Genomic DNA, 18006 nt, shown 5'->3' with positions numbered 1-18006 from the left:
CCCGTCGAACCCACCGTCCCCCCACCGGAGGAACCATGCCCTGCGCCTCGTGCCGGAGCGCACTGCCGCCCGGAGCCCGGTTCTGCCCGTCCTGCGGCAGCCCCTGCGCTCCCGGGCCGGCCACGGCCAGGCCGACGGGCCGCAAGGTGGTGACGGTTCTCTTCTGCGACCTGGTGGGCTCCACCGCGCTCTCGGGGGCCCTGGACGCCGAGACGCTGAGGTCGGTCACGCTCCGCTGGTTCGACCTGATGCGGCTGCGGATCGAGGAGCAGGGCGGCACGGTGGAGAAGTTCATCGGGGACGCCGTGATGGCGGTGTTCGGTGTGCCGACGGTACGGGAGGACGACGCTCGGAGGGCGGCCTCCGCGGCCCTGGCGATGAGGGAGGCGCTCGCCGGGTTCAACGCGCGCCTGGAGGAGGCCGTGGGGGTACGGCTCGAGATGAGGATCGGAATCAACACCGGTCAGGCGGTGACGGGTTCGGCGACGCAGCGGCAGGCGATGGTCTCGGGCGAGGTGGTGAACGTGGCCGCGCGCCTGGAACAGAACGCGGCGGCGGGAGAGATCCTGCTGGGTCCCGACACCCTGGCGGCCGCCGGACCGGGCATCCGGACGACGGAGACCGGACCCCTGCTCCTCAAGGGCAAGAGCGAACGGGTGGCCGCGCACCGCCTGACGGCCCTGGACGAGGACGACGGTCCGGAAGCCCTGCGCCGCTTCGACGTCGGCTTCGTCGGTCGTGTCCACGAACTGGCACTGATGGACGAGGCGTTGAAGCGGGTGATGCGAGGGGCGAGGGGCGGCCGCCTGGTGGTGGGCGGAGAGGCGGGCCAGGGGAAGACCCGCTTGGTACGGGAATGGCTCCACCGCACGACAACCACCGGACCGACAGCGCTTCCCGCTCCCGCCCAGGTCCCCCGTCACGGCGTCGGACGCTGCCGGGCCCGGGGTGAGCAGCCCAGTCTCGGGGCGCTCGCCGATGCCGTGGCCGGGCTGCTCAAGAGCGTCGGCACGGTCGTTCCGTCACCCGAACTGGACCTGCTCCATCAGGGCCTGCTCCTCGACGGGACCCCCAATCCGTCCCCCGCGGACACGTGCGCCGCGCTCGCCAAGGTCCTGGCCGAACTGTCCGAGAGACAGCCCGTCGTGCTGGTGATCGACGACTGCCACTGGGCCGCGCAGCCCCTCTTCGACGTCCTCGACCGGCTCCTGCGCGCCCTCACCGACGCGGCCGTACTGATCGTCCTGCTCACCCGGCCCCAGCTGTTCGACGCGAGGCCCGAACTCGCCCAGGGCGCCGTCCTGCTCGGCGGCCTCTCCGACGACGAAGCGCACGTCCTCGCGGCCGAGCTGACGGGGCACACGGGCGACAGCGCGCCGCTCGCGCCCCAGGTCCTGGCACGGGTCGGCGGGAACCCGCTGCATCTGGAGCAGCTGCTCGTCGCGGGGACCCCCGTCGACGCGGACAGCGTCCCGCTGCCCCTCCAGGCCCTGATCGGCGCCCGGATCGACGCGCTCGAACCGCCCGAACAGCGGGCCCTCGGCCTGGCGTCCGTCCTCGGGGGCGACTTCACGGCAGAGGAACTCATGGCGCTCGCCGGTCATCCCGCCGAGACGTGGACCGCGGCCGACCTCCGAACCACCCTCCACCGGCTGGTCCGGCACCGTCTCATCAGGCCGGACGGCGGGGCGTTCCGCTTCGCCGGAGGACTGATCCAGGAGGTCGTCCACACCAGCCAGTCCAAGCAGGACCGCGCCGACCGACACGAGCGCGCCGCACGGCTCGACACGGTCCGGCAGCGCGGCAGCGCCGCGGTCGGGGCCCATCTGGAGCAGGCGTACCGCTACCGCGTCGAGCTCGGCGCCCAGGACGCGCACACCGACGGGCTTCGGCGGCGCGCCGCCGAAGCCCTCGCGGAGGGCGGTCGTCTCGCGCTGGCCCACGCCGACCCCGTATGGGCCGCCGACCTGCTGCGCAGGGCCACGGCCCGGTACGCGGCGGGCGAGCCGGGAGGTGCGGCCACGCGACGCCGACTCGGCCAGACGCTGCTCGACCTCGGCCGTGTCACGGACGGCCGGGCACTGCTCGAAGAAGTCCTCGCCGAGGCTCCGGCGGACGGCCGCGGCACCGACGGGGTGGAGGCCGCGCACGCTCGGCTGAGTCTGGCGTCCGCCGGCCGGTCGGCGGGCAGCCGCGGCGCGGGGCACCGTACCGTGGCCCCGGACAGCCGCCGGGCCGGGACGGGGAGCCATGCGGAGGAAGCGCGCGCCGGGGAGGCCACGTCCCGGAAGGGCGTCCCCGGGGAGCGTCCGGAGGGCGGAGGGACGACAGGGGAGTCGCCCGCCGAGGCCGCCGCCGTCACCCTGCCCGTCTTCGCCGCCGCCGGTGACGAGTTCGGTCAGGCCCGGGCCTGTCTGCGGCTCGCCCAGCACGCTCAGGAGCAGGGTCGCCATCGGGAGGCCGAGCGGTTGCTCGACCGGGCCCTCGGTCATGCCGTACGGGCCGATGCCGAGCCGGAGCGGGCCGCCGCCCTCGGGGCGATCGGGGTGTCGCTCTGGCGCGGGCCCCTGCCCGTCGCGGACGCCGTGACCCGCTGTCGCGCCCTGCTGGCCGAGCAGGGGGCCGGCCGCCGGGCCGTACGGCTGACGCTCAACTGCCCGCTGGCCGTGGTCCTCGCCCTGCACGACGACCGTGACGGCGCGCTCGCCTGCCTCGCGGAGGCCGGACAGCTCGCCCAGCGGCTCGGCTACGCCGAGACCGACGCCTTCCTGCCCCTCTTCACCGCCACCGTCGACGATCTGGCCGGCCGCCGCGAGGAGGCCCTCCTCGGCCTGGAGCGGGCCGCGGCCGCCGCGCGGGCGCTCGGCGCCACCGGGCTCCTGCGCAGCGCCCTCCTCGACGCCACCCGCATCCGGCTCGATCTCGGCGACCGGCGCGCCGCACACGACACCCTCGCCGAACTCGAGCCCACGGGAGGGCCGTCCGAGGCGGCCCGGCCGCGCACCGAATCGGCCGACCTCGACGGCCTGCGCGCCCGGATCGCCGCGGAGCGAGGGGACGCCGCGACCGCCACCCGCCTGGCCGACCGGGCGCTCGCCACCGCCGTCCGTACCGACTCGCCCATCGTCCAGGGTCTCGCCGCACTCGACGCGGCCCGTACCGCTCTCGCCCTGGGGCACACGAGGGACGCGGCCGAGGCGGCGTTGCGCGCCCGGTGGAGCTTCGCCGCCAAGGGCCATCTCCCCGCCGCACGCGAGGCCGAGGCCGTCGCCGTGCGCTGCCAGGGCCTCCGGGACGACGGGCCCGGTTCCGTCGGCCCGGCGGCCGACGGAACCGGAAAGGACGCCCAGCGATGACCACCGGCCAGCGACCGGCCCCCGCCCCCGGACTCACCTGGGGCCTCCGGGGCCGCGGCCCCGCCGACGTACCCGTCGAGGCAGACCATCCACCGGAGCCGCCCGAGGGCGGTCTGCTCGGCGGGACCGGCCGCGGCGTACGCGTCTGTGTGGTCGACTCCGGGGTCGAGCGCGACCACCCCATGGTCGGTCCCGTCGCGCAGTCCTGGCGCGTCTTCAAGGACGACGACGGTGTCCACGTCGAGGAGACCGACGAGGGCGACGCCTGCGGCCACGGCACCGCCTGCGCCGGGATCATCCGCCGCACCGCCCCGGACTGCGAGCTGTCCAGCGTCCGGGTGCTCGGCGAGCGGTTCTCCGGCAGCGGCGACATCCTCCTCGAAGGGATCCGGTGGGCCGTCCGCCAGCGCTTCGACGTCGTGAACCTCAGCCTCTCCACCAGCCGCGACCGCTTCGTCGAGGAACTGCGGCGGCTGGCCGACGAGGCGTACTTCCAGCAGACCGTGATCGTCGCCTCCGCGCACAACACCCACGTGGAGAGCTTTCCCTGGCGTTTCTCCTCGGTGATCTCGGTCGGCAGCCACCAGGAGGACGACCCGGACCTCCACCTCTACAACCCCGAGCCACCCGTGGAGTTCTTCGCCCCCGGTCAGCGGGTGCAGGTGGCCTGGCTCGGCGGTACCTCGATCCGTACCTCCGGCAACAGCTTCGCCACCCCGTTCGTCGCCGGGCTCTGCGCGCGGATCCTGTCGAGCCGACCCCGGCTGACGCCGTTCCAGCTGAAGAACGCCCTGTACCTGTCCGCCGCCAACGTCCGTGTCCACGGCAGCCGGTAACGACCGGCGCCGGAAGGGAACCCCCATGGCTCAGACGATCGCCCCCGCCGTCCCCTCCGCGCCCCCGCCCGATCCGGCCATGGCGGAGCTCCTGCAGTCGGTCGTGGACACCGCGCGCGCCATCTTCGGCGCCGAGGCGAGCTCCATCCTGCTCCTGGAGGCGGCAGCGGACGAGCTCGTCTTCGAGGCCGTCTCCGGGCAGGGCCAGGAGTTCCTGGTGGGCCGTCGCTTCCCGGCCGGCCGGGGGATCGCCGGCTGGGTCGCCGCCTCGGGCGAGCCGATGGTCGTCGACGACCTGCACGACAGCACGTCCTTCGACCGGGACGTCGCAAAGTCCACCGGCTTCGTTCCGAACGCCCTGATGGCCGCGCCGCTCGTGCACGGAGACCGGGTCCTCGGCGTACTGGAGGTCCTCGACCCGTCTCCGCAGGCCCGGTCCAGTCTGTCCGAGCTCGACCTGCTGAGCCTCTTCGCCCGGCAGGCCGCCGTCGCCCTGCACGTCCTCACCACCCACGCACCTCGCGGGACGGAGCCCGCCGCTCCCGAGGACCCCGCGCGGGCCGAACTCCTGCGCCTCCTGGCGGAGGCCCGCCGTCTCCTGGAGGAGTGAGCACCGGAGGCGCCCCGGTCCGCCCGGCCGGATGCCGGGCGGCCGGACAGCTCCGGGTGCCGGGTCAGGAGAGGTCGAACCGGTCCAGGTTCATCACCTTGGTCCACGCCGCCACGAAGTCACGGACGAACTTCTCGCCCGCGTCCCGGGATCCGTAGACCTCCGACAGTGCGCGGAGCTGGGAGTTCGAGCCGAAGACGAGGTCGGCGGCGGTGGCGGTCCACTTGACCTCGCCCGTGCCGTGGTCCCGTCCCTCGTAGACGTTCTCGGTGGCCGTCGACGGCTTCCACTCCGTGCCCATGTCGAGCAGGTTCACGAAGAAGTCGTTGGTCAGGGACTCCGGCCGGTCGGTGAACACCCCGTGCCCGGACCGGCGGAAACCGGTGTTCAGCGCCCGCATGCCGCCGACGAGGACCGTCATCTCGGGCGCCGTCAGCGTCAACAGGGCGGCGCGGTCGAGGAGGAGGGTCTCCGGCGACAGCTTCTCGCCCGTGCGGAGGTAGTTGCGGAACCCGTCCGCCCGCGGTTCGAGCACCGCGAACGACTCCACGTCGGTCTGCTCCTGCGAGGCGTCCGTGCGCCCCGGCGAGAACGGGACGGTGATGTCGTGGCCCGCGTTCTTCGCGGCCTGTTCGACGGCCGCGCAGCCGCCCAGGACGATCATGTCGGCGAGCGAGATCCGCACCCCGCCGGTCTGGGCGGCGTTGAACTCCTGCCCGATCCGGTCGAGGGCCGTCACCGTCTCGGTCACCTCGGGGAGGGCGTTGGACTCCCAGTCCTTCTGCGGTGCGAGCCGGATCCGTGCGCCGTTGGCGCCGCCCCGCTTGTCCGTGCCGCGGAAGCTCGCCGCCGACGCCCACGCGGTGGTGGCCAGCTGGGAGACGGAGAGACCCGAGTCGAGGATCCGGCGCTTGAGGTCGGCGACGTCCGCGTCGGTGACCAGCGCGTGTTCGACCGCGGGGACGGGGTCCTGCCAGAGCTGCTGCTCGGGGATCCACGGGCCGAGGTACCGCGAGACGGGCCCCATGTCGCGGTGCAGAAGCTTGTACCAGGCGCGGGCGAAGGCGTCCGCGAGCTGGTCCGGGTTCTCGTGGAAGCGCTTCGAGATCGGCCCGTAGACCGGGTCGAGCTTCAGGGAGAGGTCCGTCGTCAGCATGATCGGAGCGTGCCGCTTCGACGGATCGTGGGCGTCGGGCACCGTGCCCTGGGCGGCGGGGTCCGTGGGGGTCCACTGCTGGGCGCCGGCCGGGCTCGTCGTCAGCTCCCAGTCGTACCGGAAGAGGTTGTCCAGGAAGCCGTTGTCCCACTTCGTCGGCGCGGTGGTCCACGCGCCCTCCAGGCCGCTGGTGAGCGCGTCGGCGCCCTTGCCGCTACCGCACGTGTTGCGCCAGCCGATGGCCTGCTGCTCGATGGGGGCGGCCTCCGGCTCCGGACCGATGCACGAGGGGTCGACCGCGCCGTGACACTTGCCGAAGGTGTGGCCGCCGATGATCAGCGCGGCCGTCTCCTCGTCGTTCATCGCCATGCGACCGAACGTCTCGCGAATGTCCCGGGCCGCGGCGATCGGATCCGGATTGCCGTTGGGGCCTTCCGGATTGACGTAGATCAGGCCCATCTGCACGGCGCCGAAAGGACCGGAGAGCTCCCGGTCGCCGCGGTAGCGCTCATCACCGAGCCAGGTGTCCTCGGGGCCCCAGAAGACCTCGTCGGGCTCCCAGATGTCCTCTCGGCCGAAGCCGAATCCGAACGTCTTGAATCCCATGGATTCCATGGCGCAGTTACCGGCGAAAACCAGAAGGTCGGCCCAGGAGATCTTCCGGCCGTACTTCTGCTTGACCGGCCAGAGGAGCCGGCGCGCCTTGTCGAGGCTCGCGTTGTCGGGCCAGCTGTTGAGCGGCGCGAAACGCTGCGCGCCGGAGCCGCCACCGCCCCGGCCGTCCTCGATGCGGTACGTCCCCGCCGCGTGCCAGCTCATCCGGATGAAGAGCGGCCCGTAGTGGCCGTAGTCGGCCGGCCACCAGTCCTGCGAGGCGGTCATCACCTCGAAGACGTCCTGCTTCAGCGCGTCCACGTCCAGGGTCGCGAACTCCGATGCGTAGTCGAAGTCCTCGTCCATCGGATCGGCCTGGGGCGAGTGCTGGTGGAGGACCGTGAGGTCCAGCTGGTTCGGCCACCAGTCCCGGTTCGTCCTGGGGGGCGTCTCCTTCGGGGCCGGGGAGGGGATTGCCGGGTTCTCGCTGTCGCTGCCGGACACGTACGTCCTTCTTCCTGTCGCGATGTTTCCGTCTGCCGGCCGCGTGCTCGTGACGTCGTCTGCTTCTCAGGTGTCGAGCACGGCGACTCGGCGTCCGTATGGTCGCGCACTGAGGACCGCACTGCTAAGAGAACACGCAGAGCGCCGCCGCGTAACAGGCGGGCGGAATCCGAAAAGGCGTCGGCGGCCCGGTTCGACGGCCGGCGATATTCCCGTCCTCGGAATTCATGTGAGAAAGGTGAAATCCTATGAGCGACCTGTTGGAACGGCTGCGCGGGCGCGGCTGGCGGATGACCTCCCAGCGGCGCGTCGTCGCCGAGGTCCTCGACGGCGAGCACGTCCACCTCACGGCCGACGAGGTGCACGCCCGCGCCGCGGAGCGGCTGCCGGAGATCTCCCGGGCGACCGTCTACAACATCCTGGGCGAACTGGGCAGGCTCGGCGAGGTCGTGGAGGTCTCCGTCCACGGCCGTGCGAAGCGGTACGACCCGAACGCGCACCACCCGCACCAGCACCTGGTGTGCTCCGGCTGCGGCACCGTCCGGGACGTCCACCCGACCGGCGACCCGGTGGCCGCGCTGGCCGACCTCCCGGCCGAGGACCGGTTCGGCTTCACGGTGGCCGAGGCGGAGGTCACCTACTGGGGGCTGTGCCCGGAGTGCGCTCCGGGGGGTCCGGCGCCGGGCGCGCCGAACCCCCCACGGTGACCTCCACCCCGTCCTGCGGGAGGCCCCGGCGCAGCCGTGGCAGCCTGCGCGGCGGGACTCCTCCGGACTCCGCCTTCCGGCCCCCGGCCCTCCGTCAGAGCCCGGCGACCTTGGAGCTCGCCGACAGTTCGTACACCAGCGTGACCGTGCGCCGGCCGCCGGGCGGCAGAGTGACGTCCCAGCGGGCGATGCCCTCGGCGTCGACCGTGTCGGGCGCCGGGGAGCAGGCCTCCTTGCGGAGCCGTACCTCCACCGCCGAGACCTCCGAGACCGGGATCCGTTCCCGGAGCACCACCACGCGGTCGTCCGACTCCGCGGGAGCCGAGAACCGGGACACATGCAGCCGGACCGTGCGGGTGACCACCGTCCGCTGTGTGAGCCCGGTGGTGTCCCGGGTCTCCTCCGTCTCCCGGACCACCCTGTGGTCGTCGCGGCTGCCGAAGGCGAGTTCGACCGGGGCGCCTGGGGTGGTGAATTCGAGAGTGCCCCGGCCGCCGAAGCCACTGCCACGGATCAGGTCGACGGGTCCGGCGAGCAGCACGTGCCCGGACAGGTTGTCGAACCGCACCACCTGGGTGACCAGGGGAGACACCTCGGGCGAGGAGGCGTACTCGCTGCCGGCCGCCGTACTGAAGACGGAGAGCGGCACCCGGTGCGCGCGGCCGTCCGAGGGCACGGAGACCGGCGTGGGGGAGTGCAGCACCCGCGTCTCGCCGCCGTCGTCCACACCGGGCAGCCCGAGGACCGGGACGGGACCCAGGTCGCTGATGTCCTCCTCGCGCAGCTCGACGTCGACCGTGCGGCGCTCCGCCGCCGTACGGTCCTTGAGGGTCAGCCGGTCCTCGCCCAGCGACGGCGGTTCGGTGGCCAGCGCCGACCTGGCGGTCGACAGCGTCAGCGCGACGCCGGTCCAGTCCTCGCCCGTGCGCTGCCAGACCATCGCGTCGGTCTCCAGGGTCACGGAGGTGCCGTCGAGCACGGCCCGGTAGGCGGGCCGCCACAACGCGCACGGGACGAGGTGGCTCAGGCGAAGTCCGACAGGGCCGGCGGCCGTGGCCTCCACGGTCAGCTCGACATGGGCCACCAGCTCGGCGGGTTCCTCCTCCGTGGACTCCAGGGCCCGCCGGACCTCGCCGAGTTCGGCGGCCAGCGCGGACAACCGGGCGTCAGTGGTACGGAGTCGCTCGCCGAACGTGGCCCGCTCGGCGTCCACCCGATCGAGTTCGCGGGCCCAGCGGGGGCCTTCGGCCTCCCCGGATCCGGCTCCCTCACCGATGTCCCGCAGGACATCGGTGGCGAGGCGGCCGAGTACGTCGAGGCGGGTCCGGAGCCGGTCGCGCCGCTGCTCCAGGGCACGCCGCTCCTCGTCGAGGGCGTGGGCGCGGTGGCGCAGCGCGGAGTCGTCGGCGGCCGGCCGCGGCGCGCGCGGCTCCCAGCTGCGGACGACGCGTACGTCGATCACGGTGGCCGGGTGACCGGAGGTCAGCTCGGCATGGAGGGTACGGTCGACGGCCAGCGCACTGACCGGCCCGAGCCGCAGCCGCTGGACCCCGCCCGCCAGGTCCAGCTCGACGGCGCGCTCGATGTGGGCGCGGTCCTCCAGACAGGTGACGGCGGTGACGGGGGCGGGGGTGACGGGGACGGGGGCCGCGGGCACGCGGGCCGACGGCACGGCCGTGCCGTCGCCGGCGCTCGTCTTCGAGGCGGTGGACATGGTGTGTCTCAGCTCCTGCGGTTGCCGCCGACCAGGGCTTTGCCGGCCGGGATGCGAATCTCGTAACCGCCGTCGAGGGCGGTGGTGCCACCGGCGGGCAGGTCCACGCGCCAGACGCGGGTGCCCGGAGCATGCCGCTCGGACGTCCCGCCGTCCTCGGGCGCCGCCCAGCCGGCCCGCTCCTCGATGCGTACGTCCGCGTCGGAGGTGACCGGCACCCGCTCGCGGACCTCGACCGTCACGGGCCTCGCGAGCCCGTTGGCCAGTTCGACGTGGACGCGGTGGTCGAGCACGGTGATGTTGTTGCGCAGGCCGGCGGTCGACTCGTTGAGCTGCGTGCGGCGGGTGACCCGGATCCCCTCGGCCGGTCCGAGTCCCACCCGGCGTACGCCGCCGGGTGCGAGCGTGGGCAGCGCTGTGGTCAGCAGGAAGTCGTCGTCGACGGTGACCTCCACCGGGCCGGCGAGCAGCGCCTGGTCCGTGGCGTTGGAGAGGACCAGCGTCGCGTACACGGTCTGCTCCACGGACGGCACGCAGAGGTACTCGGTGCGCAGACCGACCGGAATCTCCCCGACGGTGACGGTGTGCCAGGTGCCGTCCGACGGCACGTCGGCGCGGGCGGCGGCGTCGAAGCGGTGGTCGAAGGAACCGGCGGACTCGCGCGGCCGAACGGCATGTCCGGGCAGCGGCAGCGAGGCCACGGCATCGGCGCGACGGCGGTACTCGGCCGCCACCGCGTCGAAGGACGAGGCGGGAAACAGGCGGCCTCGGCGCGCACCCGGCTCGTCCGGGCCGGAGAGCACCAGAGCGGCGTAGTCGAGCTCGTCGCCGCCCGGCCGCGGCGGCCCGGGCGGTGGGGGCGGCGGCGGTGCCGGGGCGGCACCGGGCGGCGCGGGGGCCATGGCAGCGGGTGCCGGGGCGCCCGCGAAGGACTGACCGGCGCCGCGCGGCATCCCACCGGGCTGGGTCGGCGACCGCCGGGCGACGTCGGGCGAAGCCTCGCGTCCGAAGGCATCGGGGGCGGAGCCGTACCCGCCTCCCGGCGGCGGTGCGCCGTAGGCCTGTGGCGCCGGCGGCGGAATCGGCGGCCCACCGGCGGTCAGCGGCGGTGACAGCGGTACGGGATCGGGCACGAAGCCTCCCCTTGCGGCAACGGGCGGCGGCGCGCCGCCCCCGGCCGCCGCCCTCGGTGCCCCGGCCCCGGGGGCGCGGGGCGCGAGAGGACGCGGGCCCGCGCCCACGTATCCGGTGAAGAGGTCGGCGAGCCCCGCCGGAGGCTCGCGCCAGCCGGAAGGAGCCGGGGCCGCCTGACGGCGTCCGATCCGGATCGAGCGGAGCTTCGGCAGGTCGGTGCGCCGCCGCAGATCGGCGGTGGCCAGGGCGATCCGTACTCCGGTCCAGTCCTCGCCGGTGCGCTGGGCGACCGAGGCGCGCAGCACCAGGCGGCCGGTGCCGTCGCCCTGACGGTGGGTGAGACGGTAGGCCGGCACCCAGACGGCGCCGGGCACCCCGTACTCCAGCTCCAGTTCGAGACGCGGTTCCGAGTCGGCCTGCGGCCCGCCGCCCGCCTCGGCGTCATCGTCCGCTCCCACGAGGGTCAGGACGGCGGACACCGTGGTCTCCACGTGCGTCGACGGGGTGGCGCTGGAGGCACGGGCGAGCCGGTCCGTGGCGACGGACAGCTCGTGCGCGGCCCGGAGCAGTTCCTCCTCCAGCTCGGAGAGCCGGGTGTGCAGTCCGGTGAGCCGCTCGTCGACGAAGTCGGCGAGCTCCAGCCACGCGTCGACAGGGGTGCGGCGATGCGGGTCGTCGCGCTTGCGGGCCGGCGGCACCGGGCGCAGCCCACCGACCTCCGCGATCAGTCCCTGCTGCCGGTCCCGGCGCCCCTCCGCCGCCGCGTACGCGTCGCGCAGCCGCTCGACCTCGCGTCGCAACCCCTCCGGCTCGCCGGAGGCGGTGCCCAGCGGCTCGGCCGCGATCTCGATCCTGGCCTCGGTGACCCTCGTCCCGGAGACGCCGAGGACCCGGGCCCGCAGCGAGCCGGGGTCCAGCGAGCGCGGCAGCCCCGTGACGCGCACCCGGCCGTCCGGGGGCAGGGGCCCCCGGGCCAGGCGGCGGCAGAGCGCCCCCTGCGCGTACACGACGACCGAGTCGAGGGCCGATCCCCACGTCGAGACCGGCCCGCTCGGTCCGGTCCCCCCGGTCTTCGTTCCAGCTGCGTCAGCCGTCATGCGCCCCCGCCCTCGTCCTGTCACGCTGTCGTGCTTCGTCATCGGCGTGATGAAGCCTACGCCCGGGCACCGACACGCACCGAGGGCTTTCCGGAGCCCGCATGCCCGGTGCGCCCGGCACGCGCCTGCGATCCGCATCGGTGGTTGGCCGGCCCCGGGAGTGGGACGCTGGATGGTGGAGGTCCGTGCCGACCAGACTCGGGAGGGCCCGATGGGACGTGATGTTCCGGCGCAGGAGTTCACCCGTGAAGACCGTCGCCGGTTCCGGAACAAGATGCACACGTGCCTCGACGTGTTCGCGCGGATGCTGCGCGAGTCGCGGTTCGACTTCGAGCGGCCGCAGGTCGGTCTGGAGATCGAGCTGAACGTCGTGGACGCGGCCGGCGAACCCGCCATGCGCAGCACCGACGTCCTGGAGGCGATCGCGGATCCCGCCTGGTCGACCGAGCTGGGCCGGTTCAATCTGGAGATCAATCTCGAACCGCGTCGGCTCAGCGCGGGCGGCGGTCCCGACTCCTGGGAGCAGGAGATCCGTGACGCGCTCAACCACGCCGAGCAGCAGGCGGCGGGGATCGGCGCGCATCTGGTCATGATCGGCATCCTGCCGACCCTGGAGCTGGAGGACGCGGGTCCCACGTCGCTCTCCGAGAACCCCCGCTACCACCTGCTGAACGAGCAGATCTTCGCCGCCCGCGGCGAGGACCTGCTGATCTCCGTGGACGGCGTGGAGCGGCTGCGTACCCACGCGGAGACGATCACGCCGGAGGCGGCGTGCACCAGCACCCAGTTCCACCTCCAGGTGTCGCCCGACGAGTTCGCGGACTACTGGAACGCCGCCCAGGCCGTGGCGGGCGTGCAGGTGGCACTGGCGGCGAACTCGCCGTTCCTGTTCTCCAAGGAGCTGTGGCGCGAGACGCGCATCCCCCTCTTCGAGCAGGCCACCGACACCCGCCCCGACGAGCTGAAGGTGCAGGGTGTGCGGCCGCGGGTGTGGTTCGGCGAGCGGTGGATCACCTCCGTCTTCGACCTCTTCGAGGAGAACGCGCGCTACTTCCCGGCCCTGCTGCCGCTCTGCGACGACGAGGACCCGGAGGAGACGCTCGACGGGGGCGGAGCCCCGGGACTGTCCGAGCTCACCCTCCACAACGGCACCGTCTACCGCTGGAACCGTCCCGTCTACGACGTGGTCGACGGCGTCCCGCACCTCCGTGTCGAGAACAGGGTGCTCCCTGCCGGGCCCACCGTCGCCGACACACTGGCGAACGGCGCGCTCTACTACGGGCTGATCCGGGCGCTGGTCGACGAGGACCGGCCGGTCTGGTCACGGATGTCCTTCGCGGCCGCGGAGGACAATCTGCACACCGCCGCCCGCCACGGCATCGACGCGCAGGTGTACTGGCCCGGGATGGGCGAGGTCCCGGTGACCGAGCTGGTCCTGCGAAGGCTGCTGCCGCTCGCGGACCGCGGCCTCGAACGGATGGGCCTGGAGGCGTCCCGGCGGGAGCCCCTCCTCGGAGTCATCGAGCAGCGTTGCGTCAGCGGTCGCAACGGCGCGCAGTGGCAGTCCGAGATGTTCCACCACATCCACGACATCGACCACGCGGACCGGCATCAGGCTCTGCGGCGGATGACACAGCAGTACATCGAGTACATGCATCTGAACGCGCCGGCGCACACCTGGCCGGTGGACTGAAGCGTAGGGCGGGGTGAGCCGGGGCAGGGCGTGATCATGACCGACACGCCTCCCGGGCACCACGACGCCCCTCCCCATGCCACGCCTCCCGATGCCGCCACTCCGCGCGCCACCCCTCCCCATGCCACCGCGACGACCTCCTTCGATCCCGCGGCCCCGCCACAACCTCCCTCCTCCCGGCGCCCGTTACGTCAGCTCCTCGCGGCCTCCGTCGGCAACGCGGTGGAGTGGTACGACTGGTACGCGTACACCTTCCTGGCCGCCTACCTCGCGAACCAGGTCTTCCCCAAGAGCTCGGGGAACTCCCTCGTCCCCCTCCTGTCGACCTTCGCCGTCTTCGCCGTCGGCTTCTTCATGCGCCCCGTCGGCGGACTCCTCATGGGAACGCTGGCCGACCGGCGCGGACGGCGGACCGCCCTCACCGCGACGATCCTCCTCATGGGCGGCAGCAGCCTGCTGGTCGGTCTCACCCCGACGTATGCCGCGGCAGGCGTCCTCGCCCCCGTCGTGCTCGTGATCGCCCGGCTTCTTCAAGGGCTTTCGGTGGGTGGGGAGTTCGCGGCCTCGACCACCTTCCTCGTCGAGTCGGCGGGGCCCGGCAGGCGCGGTCTGTTCTCCTCCTTCCAGTACGTCTCCACCTCCGCCGGGCAGCTCGCCGCCTCCGGCATCGTCGCCCTGCTGGTCAGTCGGCTCGGTGAGGACCGGATGAACGACTGGGGCTGGCGGATCCCCTTCCTGCTCGGAGCGGTGTTCAGCCTCGCCGGCCTCTGGATCCGCCGGGGCGCCGAGGAGACCCGGAGCGTCGCCCAGCGCGAGGCTCCCCGCCCGGGGCTCTTCGAGGCCCTGCGCCACCACCCCCGCGCCTCGCTGCTGATCGGCGGCATCACGGCCGGCGGCACCCTCGCGTACTACACGTGGACCTCCTACCTGCCGACGTACGCGGAGCTCAACACCGGCATCGACAAGGCGGACGCGCTGCTTGCCGGGACCCTGTCCCTGGCGTTCTTCGCGCTGCTGCAACCGGTCGGCGGACTGCTGTCCGACCGCTTCGGCCGCAAGCCGTCCCTGCTCTTCTTCGGCATAGGATTCGCGGTCCTCGGTGTGCCGTTGCTGCGCGCGCTCGACGGATCGTTCCTCTCCCTCCTCCTGGTGCAGTGCGCGGGCATGGTGCTGCTGACCGGCTTCACCTCGATCTCCGCCGCGGTGAACGCGGAGATGTTCCCCGCGCGCGTGCGGGCGGCGGGGATCGGTTTCCCCTACTCGCTGACGGTGGCGCTCTTCGGCGGCACGGCACCGTACGTGGGCACGCTCTTCAAGGAGTGGGACGTCCCCGGTCTCTTCCCCTGGTACGTGGCCGTCCTGTGCCTCGTCTCCTCGGCGGTGTACCTCCGGCTGCCGGAGACCGTCCACAAGGAACTGGATCGCTGAGCCGGCCACCTGCCGACGCCGGGCGGCGACTGCCGGGCGGGTGTCAACCGACCAGGAGTCCATGAGTGCGAGGTCCCGCGGTCTTCACCGCCCGCCGCGGCGGTTCCGCGAGTGTCACGAGGCCGGCGGCCCTGAGGGCCGCCGGCCTGTGCGTACGACGTGCGGTTCGTGGATCCCCGGAGGCCGCCGACCGCGCGGATCGCGGAGCCGCCTGTGCGTCCGGTGCTAGAAGACGCTCACGCCGTACGCGCTCAGCGCCTCCGTCACCGGCTGGAAGAACGTCGTGCCGCCGCTGGAGCAGTTGCCGCTGCCGCCGGAGGTCAGGCCGAGCGCCGTCGTGCCGGAGAAGAGCGCGCCGCCGCTGTCGCCGGGCTCGGCGCAGACGTTGGTCTGGATCAGGCCGTAGACGATGTCGCCACCGCCGTAGTTGACGGTCGCGTTGAGGCCGGTGACCGTTCCGCCGCGCAGGCCGGTGGTGCTGCCGCTGCGCTGCACCGACTGGCCGACGGACGCGTTGCCCGCACCGGTGATGTCGCGGTAGGTGCCGTTGTAGAGGTAGACGCGGCCGTCCGCCGCGGAGGCGTTGGAGTGCCGGATGATGCCGTAGTCGTTGGTCGGGAAGCTGGTGCCGGCCCGGGTGCCGAGCACCGTGGTGTTGGACGAGTTGGTGTACCAGGTGCTGCCGATGTTGGTGCAGTGACCGGCCGTCAGGGCGTAGTAGGTGGAGCCGCTGCGGACGTTGAAGCCGAGCGAGCAGCGCCCGCCGCCCGCGTAGATGGCCTGGCCGCCCGCGATGAGCTTGTTGAAGGTGCCGGGCGTCCGCTTGATCTCCAGGCTGGCGGCGCGGTCGCCCGCCGCCTTCTTGATCTTGGCGATCTCGGCGGCGGAGACGGTGGAGTCCGCGGTGAGGACGATCTTTCCGGTCGCCTGATCGGTGTACCACGCGGTGCCGGGGACGTCGGCTCCGCGTACGGCCTGGTCGGCGACGGCGAGCTGGGCGGCGGTGGCCCGGGCTTCCACGGTCGTGGCGGCGGACGAGGCGGGGACGGCAAGCGCCGAGGCGGCGAGCAGGGCGGAGGCCACGGCGATCAGCCGTGCGCCCTTGGCCGCGCCGCCGAGGGGGGACAGACGCTTGAGGTTCACTGGATCCTCCGGTGGGGGAGTGGGGGGAACCGCTGGGTGGGCGATCCCTTCGGCGCCGAGCGGACGGATCTCCGGCGAGGCAGTCCGGCTCGCCATGAACCTGTCAATCTCGACAGGGGAATCCTCGAATCCGGGCGGCCCGGCGGCAAGAACGCCTTTCGGCCTATCTACGCGCGTTCATGTGGTTCAAGCGTCGGGGGGTGCCCATCGGGTCCTGACGGGCGTCGTGGCGGGAGCGACCGGGCGAGGGTGTGCACATGCTTACGGAAATTTACTGATGTCCTTTCAGGAGGCCTGGTCCGGCTCCGAGTCGAAGGTGATCCGATCGGCACGGAAAGCGGAAGAGGTCGTACCGATTCCCCAGTTCAGCCCCTTCGGCGCATCCCGATCCCGCGCCTCCCGCGCCATCGCCACCGTGCCCCGGCGAGCGGAACGCCGGATGCTCGCCGGGGGAGTAGCACCCGCACAGATGCGGCCGTGCTTCCGGCCGGGCGGCGCGGGCCTGGGCGGGCGCTCCGGCGGCGACGGGATGGGCGGCCGCGCGCTCGTGGTCCGGCCGCGGGCGCCCCTCAATGCCGGAATCGTGCCCTCCGTCCGGGTCGGCGGGATGGCCGGTTCCCGTCGAAGCCCGGCGTCAGAGCGCCGTGTACACCGCCTCGACCAGGGCCGTCTTCCGGGGGTCGTCCGCGATGTGCGGGCCCATCCGGTTCATCACGTACCCCATGGAGACCCCCGACTCCGGGTCCGCCAGGCCGCAGGAACCGCCGAAGCCGTCGTGGCCGAAGGCGCGCGGGTTCGGGCCGTACGAGGCATGGGGGCCGCTCAGCCAGAGGCCGAGGGCGCACTCCGTGTCGTGGGCGAAGCCCGCGCCCAGAACCAGGTCCCGGCAGGCCCCCTGTCCTTCACGGGCCCTCTCGGCGGCCGCCGGGGACAGGAGCCGGTGGTCGTCGGCTTCGCCGTGGCCGGCGAGGAAGCCGTACAGCCGGGCGACCGCGCGCGCCGTCCCGTGGCCGTTGGCCGCGGGCAGCTCGGCGGCGCGCCACGCGGGGGAGTTGGCCTCGGTGGCGCCGACGAGCGGGTTGGCCAGGGCGGCCTGCGCGGCGGGTTCCAACCGGGCGAATGCCGCCGCCTGTTCGCTCGCGCGCGAAGCGCGGGGGTGGACGAGCTCGGCGGCCCGGGCCGCGTCCTTCTCCGGCAGGCCGATCGTGAAGTCGATACCGAGGGGCCCCGTGATCTCGTCGTGGAGGAACGCTCCGGGCAGGCGTCCCGTGATGCGCCGGATCACCTCGCCGACCAGGAAGCCGTACGTCATGGCGTGGTAGCCGGACCGTGTGCCGGGCTCCCACCAGGGCTCCGTGGCCGCGAGCCGTGCCGTCGTCACCTCCCAGTCGTAGAACTCGGCGAGCGTGAGCGGCTCGCGCAGGCCGGACAGCCCTGCACGGTGCGAGAGGAGGTGGCGTACGGGAAGCCCCTCCTTGCCGGCGGCGGCGAACTCGGGCCAGTAGACCGCGACGGGCGCGTCCAGGTCGAGCAGCCCCCGGTCCGCGAGCAGATGGGCGCAGAGCGCCGTCACGCCCTTGGTCGTGGACCATACGTTCACCACGGTGTCGCGTTCCCACGGGCGCGTGCGGGCGGCGTCCGCCCAGCCGGCCCACAGGTCGACCACGGTCTCGCCGTGGAGCTGGACCGTCACGGCGGCCCCGAGCTCCTCCCTCGTGCGGAAGTTGTCCTCGAAGGCCTCCCGTACGGCGGCGAAGCGGGGGTCGCAGTACCCGTCGGTCGGCGGGGTCTCTTGCATGGCGTCCTCCAGGAGAACTCGGCGGTCGCGAGCAGCGCGACAGGGGGGAACCGCGGGCGACAGCACGGTCGGCAGCGCGAGCGACATCACCGGCAACATACCGACCGGTCGGACAGCGGGGAAGGGAGTGCGCACAGAGGCCTGCGGAGACATGGCGGAGTTCGCCCGGTCGGTCCCTCCGCGTTGCCGAGGCGACCGGCGGCCGGTTCCGTGGACCGAGGAGGGGCACCGAGGCG

At 73.3% G+C, this 18006-nt stretch carries 11 protein-coding genes; 6 read left to right on the top strand and 5 right to left on the bottom strand.

The features are described from left to right. Positions 1-149 precede the first annotated feature (149 nt). Genes IF00_RS0118630 through IF00_RS0118620 form a run of 3 tightly spaced genes read left to right on the top strand, consistent with a single transcriptional unit; the run spans position 150 to position 4802 of the window. Positions 150-3356 carry an adenylate/guanylate cyclase domain-containing protein gene (locus tag IF00_RS0118630; RefSeq protein WP_051820413.1) on the top strand — a complete coding sequence of 1069 codons (3207 nt, stop codon included), beginning with the start codon at positions 150-152 and terminating at the stop codon, positions 3354-3356. Continuing rightward, positions 3353-4192 (top strand): S8 family peptidase, encoded by an 840-nt coding sequence (locus IF00_RS0118625; protein ID WP_030319444.1) that lies wholly within the window; start codon positions 3353-3355, stop codon positions 4190-4192. The genes IF00_RS0118630 and IF00_RS0118625 overlap by 4 nt, the downstream gene beginning before the upstream one ends. Before the next feature lie 25 nt (positions 4193-4217). After that, on the top strand, positions 4218-4802 hold the full coding sequence (locus tag IF00_RS0118620) for a GAF domain-containing protein (RefSeq protein WP_037638533.1): 585 nt from the start codon (positions 4218-4220) through the stop codon (positions 4800-4802). A gap of 64 nt (positions 4803-4866) precedes the next feature. Here IF00_RS0118620 and katG read toward each other — a convergent pair whose 3' ends face one another. After that, positions 4867-7056: a catalase/peroxidase HPI gene (katG, locus tag IF00_RS0118615; protein WP_030319441.1), complete on the bottom strand. Its 2190-nt coding sequence runs from the start codon at positions 7054-7056 to the stop codon at positions 4867-4869. 248 nt (positions 7057-7304) lie between these two features. On the opposite strand from katG, the gene IF00_RS0118610 reads away from it, so the two are divergent. Beyond that, complete coding sequence (locus IF00_RS0118610; RefSeq protein WP_051820410.1) at positions 7305-7763, top strand: Fur family transcriptional regulator; 459 nt, start codon at positions 7305-7307, stop codon at positions 7761-7763. 94 nt (positions 7764-7857) lie between these two features. On the opposite strand, the gene IF00_RS0118605 is transcribed toward IF00_RS0118610, so the two are convergent. Beyond that, entirely contained in the window at positions 7858-9477 is a 1620-nt protein-coding gene (locus IF00_RS0118605) for a mucoidy inhibitor MuiA family protein (protein ID WP_078944753.1), read from the bottom strand. 8 nt (positions 9478-9485) lie between these two features. Next, positions 9486-11708, bottom strand: a complete 2223-nt coding sequence (locus tag IF00_RS0118600; RefSeq protein WP_078944752.1) for a DUF4139 domain-containing protein — start codon at positions 11706-11708, stop codon at positions 9486-9488. 211 nt (positions 11709-11919) lie between these two features. Here IF00_RS0118600 and IF00_RS0118595 point away from each other — a divergent pair, with 211 nt between their 5' ends. Both IF00_RS0118595 and IF00_RS0118590 read left to right on the top strand, forming a co-directional pair. Continuing rightward, complete coding sequence (locus IF00_RS0118595) at positions 11920-13401, top strand: glutamate-cysteine ligase family protein (protein WP_030319435.1); 1482 nt, start codon at positions 11920-11922, stop codon at positions 13399-13401. Between the two features lie 36 nt (positions 13402-13437). Continuing rightward, a complete protein-coding gene (locus IF00_RS0118590; protein WP_245234563.1) occupies positions 13438-14829 on the top strand; it encodes an MFS transporter in 1392 nt (463 codons plus the stop codon). Between the two features lie 225 nt (positions 14830-15054). Here the strand turns inward: IF00_RS0118590 and IF00_RS0118585 are convergent, their stop codons facing one another. Together IF00_RS0118585 and IF00_RS0118580 are read right to left on the bottom strand one after the other, a co-directional pair. Then, a complete protein-coding gene (locus tag IF00_RS0118585; protein ID WP_030319432.1) occupies positions 15055-15972 on the bottom strand; it encodes a S1 family peptidase in 918 nt (305 codons plus the stop codon). A 634-nt stretch (positions 15973-16606) separates the two neighbouring features. Beyond that, the gene (locus IF00_RS0118580) at positions 16607-17770 is read right to left on the bottom strand and encodes an EstA family serine hydrolase (RefSeq protein ID WP_030319430.1); all 1164 of its coding nucleotides are present in this window, start codon (positions 17768-17770) and stop codon (positions 16607-16609) included. Between the last annotated feature and the right edge of the window lie 236 nt (positions 17771-18006).

It is taken from the genome of Streptomyces flavochromogenes, assembly GCF_000717595.1.
Classification (GTDB): domain Bacteria; phylum Actinomycetota; class Actinomycetes; order Streptomycetales; family Streptomycetaceae; genus Streptomyces; species Streptomyces flavochromogenes.
The sequence above is the reverse complement of the archived record's forward strand: the minus strand, read 5'-3'. Positions and strand labels throughout refer to the sequence as shown.

Excerpts from the sequence above, each read along its gene's own strand:
- IF00_RS0118625 (WP_030319444.1), top strand. The coding sequence starts at position 3,353 with ATGACCACCGGCCAGCGACCGGCCCCCGCCCCCGGACTCACCTGGGGC.
- IF00_RS0118620 (WP_037638533.1), top strand. The coding sequence starts at position 4,218 with ATGGCTCAGACGATCGCCCCCGCCGTCCCCTCCGCGCCCCCGCCCGAT.
- IF00_RS0118610 (WP_051820410.1), top strand. The coding sequence starts at position 7,305 with ATGAGCGACCTGTTGGAACGGCTGCGCGGGCGCGGCTGGCGGATGACC.
- IF00_RS0118605 (WP_078944753.1), bottom strand. The coding sequence starts at position 9,477 with ATGTCCACCGCCTCGAAGACGAGCGCCGGCGACGGCACGGCCGTGCCG.
- IF00_RS0118600 (WP_078944752.1), bottom strand. The coding sequence starts at position 11,708 with ATGACGGCTGACGCAGCTGGAACGAAGACCGGGGGGACCGGACCGAGC.
- IF00_RS0118595 (WP_030319435.1), top strand. The coding sequence starts at position 11,920 with ATGGGACGTGATGTTCCGGCGCAGGAGTTCACCCGTGAAGACCGTCGC.
- IF00_RS0118590 (WP_245234563.1), top strand. The coding sequence starts at position 13,438 with ATGACCGACACGCCTCCCGGGCACCACGACGCCCCTCCCCATGCCACG.
- IF00_RS0118580 (WP_030319430.1), bottom strand. The coding sequence starts at position 17,770 with ATGCAAGAGACCCCGCCGACCGACGGGTACTGCGACCCCCGCTTCGCC.